Origin of the sequence: Novosphingobium mississippiense (genome assembly GCF_044029535.1) — a bacterium.
Classification (GTDB): Bacteria; Pseudomonadota; Alphaproteobacteria; order Sphingomonadales; family Sphingomonadaceae; genus Novosphingobium.
The window spans coordinates 1,739,831-1,753,678 of sequence record NZ_CP147003.1 but is presented as its reverse complement, the minus strand read 5'-3'; the positions used below and the strand labels follow the sequence as shown (position 1 = coordinate 1,753,678).

The 13,848-nt window shown below is 64.5% G+C and carries 9 protein-coding genes; 3 read left to right on the top strand and 6 right to left on the bottom strand.

Annotation, left to right across the window (positions count from 1 at the left end; genetic code table 11):
• Positions 1-17: 17 nt before the first annotated feature.
• From WBP06_RS26170 to WBP06_RS26160, 3 genes are all read left to right on the top strand, one after another.
• A complete protein-coding gene (locus WBP06_RS26170; protein WP_395335428.1) occupies positions 18-1,223 on the top strand; it encodes a Ca2+-dependent phosphoinositide-specific phospholipase C in 1,206 nt (401 codons plus the stop codon).
• 114 nt (positions 1,224-1,337) lie between these two features.
• Entirely contained in the window at positions 1,338-2,000 is a 663-nt protein-coding gene (locus WBP06_RS26165; RefSeq protein WP_395335426.1) for a hypothetical protein, read from the top strand.
• A 117-nt stretch (positions 2,001-2,117) separates the two neighbouring features.
• Positions 2,118-4,133 (top strand): SPFH domain-containing protein, encoded by a 2,016-nt coding sequence (locus WBP06_RS26160; protein WP_395335424.1) that lies wholly within the window; start codon positions 2,118-2,120, stop codon positions 4,131-4,133.
• A gap of 219 nt (positions 4,134-4,352) precedes the next feature.
• On the opposite strand, the gene WBP06_RS26155 is transcribed toward WBP06_RS26160, so the two are convergent.
• The 6 genes from WBP06_RS26155 to WBP06_RS26130 all read right to left on the bottom strand — a co-directional run bounded on the left by WBP06_RS26155 (position 4,353) and on the right by WBP06_RS26130 (position 13,810).
• Entirely contained in the window at positions 4,353-5,606 is a 1,254-nt protein-coding gene (locus WBP06_RS26155) for a VacJ family lipoprotein (protein WP_395335422.1), read from the bottom strand.
• 224 nt (positions 5,607-5,830) lie between these two features.
• Positions 5,831-6,655: a 3-deoxy-manno-octulosonate cytidylyltransferase gene (locus WBP06_RS26150; RefSeq protein ID WP_395337586.1), complete on the bottom strand. Its 825-nt coding sequence runs from the start codon at positions 6,653-6,655 to the stop codon at positions 5,831-5,833.
• Between the two features lie 11 nt (positions 6,656-6,666).
• Entirely contained in the window at positions 6,667-7,638 is a 972-nt protein-coding gene (locus tag WBP06_RS26145; protein WP_395335420.1) for an SIS domain-containing protein, read from the bottom strand.
• 1,914 nt (positions 7,639-9,552) lie between these two features.
• Positions 9,553-10,872 carry a replication initiator protein A gene (locus WBP06_RS26140; protein ID WP_395335418.1) on the bottom strand — a complete coding sequence of 440 codons (1,320 nt, stop codon included), beginning with the start codon at positions 10,870-10,872 and terminating at the stop codon, positions 9,553-9,555.
• 594 nt (positions 10,873-11,466) lie between these two features.
• Entirely contained in the window at positions 11,467-12,531 is a 1,065-nt protein-coding gene (locus tag WBP06_RS26135; RefSeq protein ID WP_395335416.1) for a ParB/RepB/Spo0J family partition protein, read from the bottom strand.
• 133 nt (positions 12,532-12,664) lie between these two features.
• Positions 12,665-13,810 (bottom strand): AAA family ATPase, encoded by a 1,146-nt coding sequence (locus WBP06_RS26130; RefSeq protein ID WP_395337585.1) that lies wholly within the window; start codon positions 13,808-13,810, stop codon positions 12,665-12,667.
• Between the last annotated feature and the right edge of the window lie 38 nt (positions 13,811-13,848).

Genomic DNA, 13,848 nt, shown 5'->3' with positions numbered 1-13,848 from the left:
GCCGGACGAGCAGAACCATGAACCGCACCAACCGCAAGCTGGCCCTCTCGCTGGCCCTCTCCCTCGCCGTGCCCGTTTCGGGTGCGCTGGCACAACCGGACGACCGCGACGCCCCTGCCCTGCCGGACGATCTGCCGATCAACCGCATTCAGGTGCTGGGCACCCACAACAGCTATTCCCAACCGATCGATCCGCGCCTGCGAGAGATGGCGGCGCCGGTCTTCTCCAAGCTGTCTTCGATGATGGCCGCCATGCCCGCCGAAAAGCGCGCGCTGTTTCAGGAAGAACACCCCAATCCGATCTCGATCGACGAGGGCTTCAACTATGCCCACGGCGATCTGGTCAGCCAGCTGGACCTGGGCCTGCGCAGCCTGGAACTGGACATCAATCCCGATCCGGACGGCGGCCACTACCTCGATCCCGCCGGCTATCGCGCGCTGGTGAAACAGGGCGTGCAGCACCTGCTGCCGTTCGACCGGGAATCGCTGGCCAAGCCGGGCTTCAAGGTATTCCACGTCGCCGATTTCGATTTCCGCAGCCACTGCGCCTTGTTCACCCAGTGCCTGCACGAAATCCGCGACTGGTCGGACGCGCATCCCGGACATGTGCCGCTGTTCATCCTGGTGGAAGCCAAGAGCCAGGCCCTGCCCCTGTTCGCCGACGGCACCCCGCCGGTGCCCTTCACTGCCCAGCGCTTCGACGAGATCGATCAGGAGATTCTCTCGGTCTTCCCGCGAGACCGCATCGTCACGCCGGATGACGTGCGCGGCCAATACCCGACGCTCAATGCGGCAGTTCTGGCCGGAAACTGGCCGAAGCTGGGCGCGGCGCGCGGCAAGGTGATGTTCCTGATGCTCACCGCCAACGGCCCCGAAGGCGCCGCCGGTTACCTGGCCGGGCACCCCTCGCTCAAGGGCCGGGTCGCCTTCCTGCGCGCCGAACCGGGCGAGGATCACGCCGCTTTCCTGATGTACGACAACGCCCTCGTCCGCGCGGCGGAAATCCGCAAGTATACGGCGCAGGGCTATCTGGTCCGCACCCGGTCGGACATCGAGACGTACGAGGCGAAGAGCAACGACAGCACCCGCGCCACCGCCGCCCTCGCCAGCGGCGCGCAAATCGTCTCGACCGATTTCGAGCAGGCCGGCAATATCTACGTCACGCCCTACAAGGTCAGCCTGCCCGGCGGCGGCGCGGCCCGTCTGGCGCCGACCAAGCCTTGATGCGAGCACCACCCCGGTCCAGCGCATGGGCGCGGGCCGGGGTGGTCCCCTTCCTTCCTCATCCTGCGCCTCTGCCCCCTGTCCTGTCCTCTAGGTCCGTGGCACAATAGACGGGTGCACAAGGATCGCGCCTCAGCCTCTGACCGGCCTTCCGCCCCCATCCTGCCCTGGCGGCTGATCGGCGGCGCGTTTCTCCATTTCGTGCTGCCGTTCTATCTTCTGGCCATGCTTGCCGCGATCGTTCGGGAGAGGCCTGCGGACGCCGAGGCGCTGCTGCATCTGGCGCTACGCGTCAGCCCGGCGCTGCTGGGCGGCTATGTGGCCACCGCGATTGCCGCCACCGGCCTTGCCGCGCTGATCGATCCGCTCCTGCGCCGCCGCCGCGCCGGCCGCGAAGCGCGCGATCCCCGTGCGGCGGCCATCCGGTCCGAACGCGACTTGCAGCAGGCCGTGATCGCCGCCCGCGCCCTGCCCAACCCGTGCATGGAGGCAGCACTCGGCCAAATCGCGGCAGCGCGCTGGAACCACGACGATCCCCGCCATCAGGCCCTCGCTCGCGATCTGGCCGAGGCGGTAGAGTCGTCCACCCGCGCCCTTGCCACCGCCGCGCCCGATCGCCGCCCTGCCCTGACCGAGATGATCGCCGCCACGATCGCGCACATCGCATCGGCGCAGGCGGAACTGGCCGCCGCAGACGCCCGCGCGGACGAGACGCAAGCAAGGATAGTCGCCGGCTATGTCGAGGCACGCTACGGCCCCTCCCACTTGCACAGCTAGCGCAATTCCCCGGTTAACAAATTTTATTCCTCTGGTGGACGCTTGAGAACAGGCGTAAATATCGGCGCGAGCGCAACTTCGTGCGCTTGTATCAGGTCCCAAGGACACCATTCCCAGATGACAAATATGTTTGTGCTCGGCGCCTCGGCTGTCGTGGCTCTCGTCGTCGTCTTTCTTTTCGTTCTCTCGCGCTGCGTGCGCTATGTCGGCAACAACCGCGTCGCCGTGGTCGAGAAGCTGTGGAGCCGCAACGGCTCCCTCTCCGGCGGGTTGATCGCGCTCAGCCGCGAAGCCGGCTACCAGCCGGACGTGCTGCGCGGCGGCTATCACTTCTTCGTGCCGTTCCAGTACCGCGTCCACAGCCAGCCGCTGGTGACGATCCCGCAGGGCCAGATCGGCTACGTCTTCGCGCGCGACGGCGCGCCGCTGGGCCCCACCCAGACGCTGGCGAGCAATGCCGCCACGGCAGACTTCCTGGATGTGCGCAACTTCCTCTCCAGCGGCGGCCAGAAGGGCCCGCAGCGCACCATCCTGCGCGAGGGTACCTATGCCATCAACCTCGCCCAGTTCGTGATCGTCACGCGGGAGCACATCTACGGCCTGATGCTGGAACGCAACGATCCGGCCCTGTTCGCGCAGATGCAGGCCGTGATCGAGGAACGCCGCGGGTTCGAGGCAGTGGTGATCAAGGATTCGTCCGACCAGATCGGCATCGTCACCGTGCATGACGGCCCGGCACTCACTGCCGACCAAATCATCGCGCCCGAAGTGGGCACCAGCCAGGCCGATGCCGCCACCTTCCACAACAGCTTCCAGGATCCGGAAAAGTTCATCGCCGCCGGTGGCCGTCGCGGCCGCCAGTTGCAGGTGCTTGTCGAGGGCAGCTACTTCATCAACCGCCTGTTCGCGACCGTGGAAATGGTCGCCAAGACGGTGATCGAGGTGGGCCACGTTGGCGTCGTCATCAGCTATACCGGCGTCAGCGGGCAGGACACCTCGGGCGAGGACTACCGCCACGGCGAGCTGGTCGCGCGCGGCACGCGCGGCGTCTGGAGCGAGCCGCTGCTGCCCGGCAAATATGCGTTCAATACTTATGCCGGCAAGATCGTGATCGTGCCGACCACCAACTTCATTCTGAAGTGGGATCAGGACACCACCGGCCAGCACAAGCTGGACGAGAATCTGTCCGAAGTTTCGCTGATCACCAAGGATGCCTTCGAACCGACGCTGCCGCTCTCGGTCGTGGTCCATATCGACTATCGCAAGGCGCCGCTGGTGATCCAGCGCTTCGGCGACATCAAGAAACTGGTCGAACAGACGCTGGACCCGATGGTTTCGGCCTATTTCAAGAACGTCGCCCAGAGGAAGACGCTGATCGAACTGCTGCAGGAACGCTCCGACATTCAGGAGCAGGCGGGTGACGAGATGCGCGCCAAGTTCAGCGGCTATAACCTGGAATTGCAGGAAGTGCTGATCGGCACCCCGCGCGCGACCGCCGGCAACGACCAGATCGAGAAGGTGCTGCAGCAGCTGCGCGAACGCCAGGTGGCCGAAGAACGCGTGACCACGTACGAAAAGCAGCGCATCGCCGCCGAAAGCGAAAAGGCGCTGCGCGAGGCGGAGGCGCGCGCGCATCAGCAGACCTCGATCACCGAGTCCGAACTGTCGATCACGGTGCAGGAAAACCAGGGCAAGGCGGCGCTGAAGCGCGCCACGCAGGAAGCCGAACAGACCCGCACGCTGGCCAAGGCAGAGGCCGACCGCATCCGCATCGTCGGCGAGGGTGAGGCTGCCAAGACCGTGGCACTCGCCGGCGCCGAAGCGGAAAAGATCACCCGCACCGGCCTTGCGACTGCCGAAACCATCGAGAAACAGGCGGCCGCATCGGGCGGTGCGCAGTTCCAGCTGACCCGTCAGGTGATCGAACGCCTTGCCGAAGCGCTGGAAAAGTCCGGCGTGGACATCGTGCCCCGGGTGCAGATCAACACCGGCGGCGCAGCGGGCGCCGAAGGCGGCGGCGCGCTGCAGGCGCTGATCGGCATGTTGCTCTCCGAAAAGGGCATGAACATGCTGGGCACGCCGGGCACGGCCGCCAATGACGAAAAGGAACCGCCCGCTATCGCGGCGGAATAAGGCAATCGGTAGCGAGGGCGGCGCTTCGGCCGCCCTCGTACTGCAGCGCCGTCAGGCTCACGCATCTGGCGGCCTGTGAACGGCGCCTTGGTGGCGTCATTCACGCAGCCAGCATGGAAATCGACGACAGCGGATCGGAAGCGAATGCGCAGGCGCCGCCATGTACCAGCGCCTGCGCATTCCACGCCGGCAAGCCGTTTTTGTTTGCCTTGCGTGGCCTCAGGGGTGCGTTTCGGGCTGGGTCGTGGCTTGCGGCGTTGCGGCCGGGATCGCAACGGGTGCGGCGCCCTGCCCTGCCGCTTCGGGTGCGGTTGGTGCCGGCGTCGCCGTGGGCACGGCGACTGAACCGGAATCGGCCCCACTCTCAGGCACAGCAGAAGCCGGCGCAGGCTGCTGCGTTTCCGGTGCCGCCTCCGGCTCCACGTCGTGCTTCTTCTTTTTGCCGGGGGTTTTCATTCCCGGACCGTAGACCGGCACGACATTCGGCGTCACGCGGCCATGCAGCGCGTCGATTTCCGCCTGGCGTTGCCGCAAGTAGAGTTCGCGATAGGTCGCGTAGGGATCGTCCGTCTTGCGGATCCGGTTGATCTCTTCATCGAACGCGCCGCGCTCGCCCAGCTGCCGCACCACGCTCATCGGGATCGCCACTTCGGGCTTGTTGAACGGCTTGCCGATCAGCGTGGGCGCCAGCACCAGATTGTCGAGCGTATCGCCGATCAGGTCGCGCACCGTCGTCGGTCCGACAAGCGGCAGGTACATGTAGGGCCCCGGGCCGACGCCGTAGTAGCCGAGCACGTTGGCAACGCCGTTGGGGCGATAGGGCAAGTTGAACGGCTTGCGCTTGGCCACGTCGATGAAGCCGGCCACGCCAACCGTCGTGTTGATCACGAAACGCCCGGCGGTTTCCATCGCCTTGCCCGGTTTCAACTCAAGCATGTAGGCAAGGAACACCACAGGCTCGTTGAAATTATTGAAGAAATTGCGCAAGCCCTGCCGGATCGGGCGCGGAATTCCCTTGTTGTAGACTTTGGCGACGGGTTCGATCACCGCCTGGTCCACCGCCTGCACAACCTTGAACGATTCGGCGTTGATGTGTTCCAGCGGGTCACCCGGCGAAGGCCTGCGGTGGCGGACAACGATCTCCGAACCCGGAAGCGTGGAATCGGCATTGTCGTTGGCCGCGTCCGCGTCCGCGTCCGCGTCTGCGGGTTGCGCAGGGGCAAGCGTCGGCAAGGATGCCGCCGGATCGAAGGTAACCGGCGGTTCCGCGCTCTGGGTGCTGCCGAATGTCGGCAGCACGATCGGCGTCGGAGCAGGCGTCGCCGGTGCGCCGGCTTGAGGGTCGGCCGGCACCTGCGGCGCCGTGGCGCTTTCAACGGAAGCCTGGGTCGGATTCACGCCCAAAGTCGCGTTCGCGGCTTCGGGAACCGGGGAACCCATCATCAACACGACAGCGGCAACCGTCACGCTCATTCGATCATCCTTGTCGGGCGGCGCGCATCATAAGCACGCCGGCCATCCACGCCTGTCCGTGGACGCGGCTCCTTTGGCGGGGGAACTTGGAGCGCACCTCATCGCGGCTAAGCGGGATTATCGCTTTCGTCAATTGCACGCCCCGCGAATGACTTGCAGGTGCGGTGGCCGGAGCAGCGCCGGCGATGCCGGCGCCCCGGCCTTCAAGGGCGCGCGCAAGCCGCTCAGGCAATGCCCCTTTCCTTGAGGATGGCCTCGATCACCGGCTTGTCGCCCGGATTGTTCAGCTCGATCGCGTCCCACGCCAGCGGATCGAGCTGGACGACCGCGATCGGCAGGCCAAGGTCCAGGAACCGCAGCTGCTCCAGCCCTTCCAGCTGTTCCAGCGCGCAAGCCGGCTCGGCCGCGTAGCGCTCCAGCGCCGCCGGGCGATAGGCATAGAGGCCGAGGTGGAGGTGGACCGGCGGCGATTCCAGCGTGGCAGCTTCCGGCGGCAGATGCGGCACCACCCGCTTGGAGAAATAGAGCGCGCGCCCGCGCCCGTCGACGACCACGGTGGTGCCGCCGACCCGGCCCTCGGCCTGGTCCTTGGTCAGATGGGCATAGACCGTGCGCGATGCCCGCACCGCAGGCGTTGCCATCACCGCGCCGGCATCCTGCGCCAGCTGGCGGACCAGCTGCGGGATCACGCGGGCCGGGGAAAGCGGTGCATCGCCCTGCAGATTGACAATAACGTCGGCGATCGGGCCAAGCTTCGCGACTGCTTCGGCACAGCGTTCGGTGCCGTTGGCGCAATCGGGCGAGGTCATGACCACCTGCCCGCCGAAGCTTTCCACTTCCTGGGCGATGCGGGCATCGTCGGTGGCGACCCAGACGCCCACAGAGCCCTCCACCGCCATCGCGCAATCCCAGCTGCGGCGGATCAGGCTGCGTTCCTCGCCAGTCGCGCCGGTCAGCCTGACCAGCGGCTTTCCGGGATAACGGGTGGATGCATAGCGGGCGGGTATGATGATGGCGAAACGGGGAACGGCATTGGCGGAATCGGTCATCGTGTCGGTCTTCACGCCAGCCCCATGCGCAGGAAATCATGCAGGTGAATGATCCCCACCGGCAACTGGTTCCCGTTCACCATCGCTTCGTCATTGACGGCCACGCAGCAATCCTCGTCATCGGCGATGACGAAAGCGCAGGTGATCTTGGTGTCGTTGAGGAAGCGCAGCGCATCCTCGGCCATCATGCCGGTGCGCACGACCTTCGGCCGCCGCGTCATCACATCGCGGGCGCGGAGCTGGTCCAGCGCGCGGAAATGGCGGCGCAAGTCGCCGTCGGTGATGATGCCCACCAGCCGACCGGCCAGATCGACCACCCCGGCAATGCCGAAGCCCATGGAGGTCATCTGCGAGATGACTTCCTCCATCGGCAGGTCCAGATCGACCAGCGGCAGTTTGTCCCGCCCGTGCATCAGCTGGCCCACCGAAGCGAGGCGCAGCCCGATCGCACCGCCGGGATGCAGTTCCTTGAAACCGTCGCGGGAAAAGCCATTGGCGTCCATCAGCACCATGGCCAGCGCGTCACCCAGTGCCAGTTGCTGCGTGGTCGAACTGGTCGGCGCGATGTTCGAACTGCAAGCCTCCCGGGCCTGGGGAATCAGGATGCAGACGGTCGACCGGCGCTGCATCAGCGAACCGGCGCCGGACGTGACGCCCACCACGGGAATGCCACGCTTTTCGGCGTGATCGAACAGCACCTGGAATTCGGCGGTATTGCCCGAATTGGAAAAGGCCAGAATGACATCGCCCTCGACGACCATGCCCAGATCGCCATGCGCGGCCTCGCCGGGGTGGAGATAGATCGCCGGCGATCCCGTCGCCGCGAAAGTGGCTGCGATCTTGCGACCGATATGGCCGGACTTGCCAATACCGGCGACAACGATGCGGCCGGCGGCCAGGCCCAGAAGTTCGCAGGCGGCCACAAAGTTCCTGTCCAGCGATGCCGCCAGTTGATCGAGCGTTCGCGCCTCGATCCCGATCACTTCGCGTGCCCTTGTCAGAACTCCTTCGCTTGCCCCAACCGCCTTCAATACCACTGACGATGCCAAAACGAGTTCCCCTTGCCCGCGACCGAAGATTCGATCCGCCGCAACTTCTCGCACCGAAGCTGCACCGGACCTGACCGAAACCTCGGGTCGGTATAATTTTCAACGGGCTATGCGTTATATCTCGCAATGCAGCATGTAAATGCCGCAGTCAGTCATCGCAGCGAAAACGCCGGGCAAAATCGGCTGAACGGCCAGCAACCTTTCGTCTATTTCGCAAGATCAACGATTTACGCTGCGCGCGAATATACCGATGTCAGAATTTTCATAGTAGCGGCAAGGTCTTCATCATCACGACGGTGCGATTGAAGACGTACCGGGCAACGTCGCGAAGCGGGTTATCGGCAATGCCTTCGCGCCGCCCATTCCATGTTTTTGCCGGCAGATGCTATTCTCTGTGCCATTTTGCCGATTACACATTTTGCTGTGTCCATCGCCCAGGGATGACAGCTGGTATCACACGCGCCCTGTTCGGATGACAGGGAGCGGCTGCCACGATGTCGCTCGATCGCTCGCGGCATGAAACTTGCGCCGGTGATCGTAAAAACCGCTCATTTTTGCCCAAATATTAGGCAGGCTCAGGGCCTCGTACAGAGCAATTTGGCGAGTGGTTCGACCCGATGTTCATCCGGCGTCGATGCGCGCTCTACGGGGCCTTAAAACGCAAATTTGGAAATTTCACGTTTTGTTCTAGGTCGAGGAACGGCATCGTCGGCAAATTCCGGCGAATTTGCGCAGGCGCAGCCGCGAATCTGGTTCGCGGTTCGCTCTTACCCGAAATGGCGAGCGAAGACACCCTCGCCGTGCGTGGTGACGAGCGCGTTTATCAGAAAGCGCTCATGGCATTGTTGATGCGGTTCGCTTTCCACGGACCTGCCGGAGCGTCATCAGCAATGCCCTGCTGTCGTGCTGCCAAGCGATCGCCGTTCAGGTCTGCTCCCGACGCGATGAAACTGGATCGGCGTTTGCCACGCTCGGCACCACCTCTGTGCAGCAAACAGAGGACCCCTGCCCTGCCGCTCGCAGGTCTCGTGTCGGGCGTCAGGATTTGAAACGAGAGCGGCCGCCAGGAACCGAGTGCAAGCGGCACGCGATGTCCGCGGCGGACTTGATCGTCACTGACCGGGGTTCATCGAGAATGGTTGAACCCTACAGCACGTCGCGACCGGCAGGACGGTTCGGACCGGCCGTTGCCGCGTTGTCGAGGAAAGGCATTTAGAGAGACGCTGGCGGCACAACGCCGGGCTCTGCTTATGGTCGAGGGACAATGGTGGGCGATGTAGCCGGGGTAGTTCCACACCGGTGATATGCAGCCACAAATGCCGCCGGCAGTTGCTGAAACGATGCCACTACTCCCAGGACATCGCGTCGATGGAGATGCCGCGATCTGCGGCATTCTCGTCGTTGGATAAGCTGCGCAAGGGCGGCGATTTATGCCCTCTCCAAAATCCTCCAAAACCTAGAGCTTCCGGAGAGTTAGAATCTCTATTTATAGATTCTGTTACAAGGTTAGGCGCCCGCCCCGGCGCGAATAGCGGCGTATTCCCGCTGAGTCGCGAAATCGGCGCGTTCCCGAAATGCCGTGTATCCGTTCCCGGAGTGTCGATGCAGGCGTTCCCGGAGTGTCGAACGGGTGTTCCCGAAGGGTCGAAGATGTCGGTATGGCGGTTCCCGTTGTGTCGAAGGGCCACGAAAACCGCCATATTTGTGGGCAATGTTGAATCACTTTGTTGGATTGCCCGGCGAACAAGGTTCAAATTCCGACAGGACATTCGAGACGGGCTGTTCGGCGAACTTGCAAATCCTCTCCGACGCGACACTTCGGGAACGGCCCCTGCCCTTCCCGATTTTTTACCCACGCAGCATGCGGCGGTTCTTTTCGTGATGGCGCCGCACCCAGCCGACGAAGGCGCGCTGCCAGTCGGCCGGCGTGCGCTCCGGGCTGGCGGCTACCCAGCGTTCGAAGTCGGCGTGAAGCGCGTGAAGGTCCCAGCCGGGGCATTCGCGGCGCAGCAGCGTCATCGTCTCGTCGGTCATGAAGCCGCGCGTGGCCGCGTCGGACAGGCCGACGATGGTTGAGCGGATCAGCTTGCGGGCATCGACGACCTCTTGCTCGTCGGCCTCCTCGTCCTCGCCGGCGGGTTGGGGTGCGGCCCGCCGTGGGGTGGCCCCGCGCGGGGGGATTTCGGCCTTGGGAGCGGCCGCCCGTTTCCCTGGGGAAACGCGCTTGGCGGCAGGCGCTGGCGCAGCCTCGGCTTCATCCCCTTCGGTGTGGGCCTGGACTTGGGTTTGCGTTTGGGCGGCAGCCTCGGGCAGGACGGCCCCTGCCCCGCCCTTGCCGTCCACCCGGCGCATGCGTAGCAGCGGCTCGCCATCCTTGGCGGTTTCGACCGCGAGGGCATAGCCGGGCAGTTCGTCCTTCTCGGCCAGCTTGAGCATTTCGAACTTGAAGCGGCGATACTGCCCTTCGGCGCCGGACTTCTCGAAGAGGACCGGCATGGAGATCGCAAAGCCCGTCTCCCCTGCCCCGCCGGCGTGCTTGCGGGCCACCCGGTAGAGCCAGCGTTCGCGGCCGCCGGTAATGTCGAAATAGGCGCGGTCGATCGACAGTACGCCGCCCTTCATCATGACGCCTTCCCAGAACCAGTTGGACAGTTCCAGCGTCATCCCGCGTGAGCGCTCGGTCCTCTCGTCCACCAGCTGGGTCCAGCCATCGAGCCAGGAGAACGTCGCTTCGCGCCGGTTCTCGGCCCGGATGTTGGTCTTGATCGTCGTGGAGACCAGACGGTCGAGCGCCTGGCCCAGCAGTTCATAGGCGCGGCCCGTGGTGGGGCGGCCGATCGCGCGCAGCAGATCGTAGGGCATGATGTGCAGCTTGCGCGGAACATCGTTGGCGCCGCGCCGCGACATGTCGGCCAACATGCTGGCGCAATAGATCAGGATGTCGGCATCCCAGATCGTGGCCATGCCGTAATCGGGATTGGCGCTGACATGGACCCAGAGCTTGCCGTCCGGGCTGGTATAATCGATCGGCTTCACCCGTTTCGACTTCGCCAGGCTGAAGAAGGGGCGCTCCATCATCTCGCGCTGGTCGCGCAGCGGCAGTTCCGCGATATAGGGCAGGAACATGTCAAATTGTTCGGAGGCCGTCTCCGGTTTCTGGCGGCTCATGTGCGGGTTCCGACTGGCAAGGGCTTTGGACGTTTCGAAGTGCCACGCATGGCCGCAATCCTGTTTCCCCGGGGAAACGCGGGCCACGGCAATGCAGGTGATTCCCGCCATCATGGCAGGCTGGGGGAGGGGAGAGCAAATCACCACCCGCCGCGCCTGTGAAGAACTCATCGCGCGCACGTAGGGCAGGGGCGAAGGTCGGCACGGACGATGGGGCGGGACGGCGGTGAGGGGAGGGGGGACGGTACGTCGGCTTGGGCGCCGGGACGATGGCGCACGGAGAAACGGAGGCGAGGCCAATGGCGTGTTTCCCCGGGGAAACAGCATCTTCCGTCATCTGGAAAGGGACAAATGGGGAAGGGCGCTTACGGTCGACAGGGGCCGCCGCGTTGCTACGCCGCGCTGAATGGCGGGCGCTATTGAGATGCCGCGCTGATTTAGAAACGTGATGTCTTCGAGTGGCTGGCTCGTTTCACGCCGAAGCCGTTTCCCCGGGGAAACACGAAGCCCTCTCCCCGCCGCACAGATGGCAATAAAAAAGGGCAGGGACTTTCATCCCCGCCCTTACGGCAATTCAATTGGATCGTTGCATCATCAGGGACGAAGGCCACGACCTTCATCGTCCAGCAGATCGAGCAGATTGCGGACCGCTTCCAGCACTTCATCGCGCCTTGCACCAGAACCGGCATGAAGACGCATCGTCACGCCCTGGCGATTGCTGGACTGCACTGATGCGACCGGACGTCCATGGCTGGACAGCACCGATTTCGGTTCCGGACGCACGCGGCCGGCTTCAGGTGCGGCAAGCAACGCCTTGATCACGTCTGCTGCGACCACGCCGGGGCGACCGCCTGAACGCCGACTGGCTTGTTCCTTCGCCAGTCGTTGCGCCTCCTTGCGGATCGCCGGCGCCTTGCCACCATCGTCCAGTGCCTGGGCCAGCGGGTAGGCGGGTTTCAACTGCACATCGGCGGGAGAGGCGAATGCGTCCAGCACGCTGTCGGGGATCGCCGCAACCTTCAGCATCTTCGACAGCCAGCCCTTGGAGAGCTTCAGCCGCTCCGCCATGCGCGTCATGTGATTGCCGTAGTGCTGCTTCAACGCTTCGGCATAGTTGCGCGCACGTTCCAGGTCGGAAACGTCCTTGCGTGCGCGGTTCTCCAGATCGGCCAGGCGGAAGGCGGCTTCGTCATCCAGTTGGACGACTTGCGCCACGAAATGCATGTCCGGATAGGAATGCGCGCGCAGCCAGGCTACGGACCAGTGGCGGCGGGTGCCGGCGATCACTTCGAAATCGTGATCGGGATCGCCTTCGATGCGGCGGACCACCGCGGGGACCTTCTGGCCACCCTCGGCAATCATCGAATCGATCAGTTCTCGGCAGGATTCTTCCGAAAGGTGCGCATAGCTGCGCGCATTGCCGGGCCATGGGCGCACCCGGGCCGGGTCCAGCAGCAATTGGGTTACCTGCCGCACTTCGCCACTGGCAACGCGGGCAAGCGCGCTTTCGCGGCCGAGCAAGGTGGTGCCGCGCGATCGTTCAGGCCGGGGCGCAGGCGGGGGAGGGGGGCTGGCCGCCTCGACCCCGGTGGCTGCCTCGGTCTCGATCTCGTCGTCGGAAAGCAGCGCGGCGAGATAGTCTGATTGCTTGCGGGCCATGGCTTACCTCGGAGAACGCACGGAGAAAGAAGGAAATTCGGCTTGGAACATATCACGAACAGTAGAAATCGGCCGCGTTCCCGAAAGAACGATGCATGAAGCAGCGCCGGTCAGGCGGCCGGGACGGCGGCGGTCATCCATTGACCAGCAGCTCCTCGTCCACCTTCTGCGTGCTGCGGCCCCAGCCAGTGCGGACCAGCTGTTCGATCTGGCCCAGCGCCTCGTCGAGATTGGCGCGGCAGCGCTTGTGCGTGCGCGCCGTGCCGATCGGCTTTTCCAGTTCGTAGACGGTCATCATGCGCAGCGCTGCGTGGCTGATTTCCGCGCTTTCCAGGATGGGAACCGGCAAGAGCGCCGGGCCGAAAGTCTGCTCCATGATCGTGCGGACCATGTCGTGGCTGGGATCGTTGCCGTCGAACTTCGAACAGATCAGGCGCACGAAGGAATAGTCGACCTCGATGCCGGCGCCGGTCAGCTGGTCGAGCACCTGATCCATCATCGACAGGAACTGCACGGTGGAGCAGAAGTCGGGCGTGGTCGCCGCCAGCGGCACCAGCAGGGCATTGGCCGCCTGCATCACGGCCAGGCTGATCGTGCCCAGCGCCGGCGGGGGATCGAGGATCACCACGTCGTAATTGCGGGCAAGGTCCATCAGGCCCTTCTTGAGCTTGCGGAATCGCGCCGCGAGCACCGATTGCCCGTCGGAACCGGCTGCGGCCAGTTCGTATTCCACGTCGAAAAGTTCGAGGTTGGACGGGATCAGGTCGACATTCGGCCAGGGCGTACGCTTCACGGCATAGAGCAGGTCCGCCTGGGTCGGATCGATCGAGAGATAGGGGTAAAGCGTCTCTTCGCGGGTGATGTTGAAGTGCGGATTGAAGCCGAACAGCGTCGTCGTGGTCGCCTGGCTGTCGCAATCGACCACCAGCACCTTGTAGCCGTGCACCGCGAAATAATGCGCCAGATGGGTGGTCACGGTCGACTTGCCGACGCCGCCCTTGAAGTTCTGCACCGCGATCATCGCCGGAATATCCAGCGGCGCGCGCGCGGGCGATGCGCCCAGCACTTCGCGCATGTGCAGCATATCCTCGATGGAATAGCCAAGGCGGCGGCCGTTTTCGCCCGCCGGGGGAGGGGGCAGGCGGCCGTCGTCCTCCGCCATGCGGATGCGATTGGTGGAACAGCCGAGCAACTGGGCCGCTTCGGCAATTCCGGTGCGGACGTTGAGGCCCTTGCGGCTTTCGGGCAGAAAGGCCTTGCGGCGCAGACGCTCGATCATTTTCTCGCCAGCGTCGGCAAGATCACCGATCTGCGAAA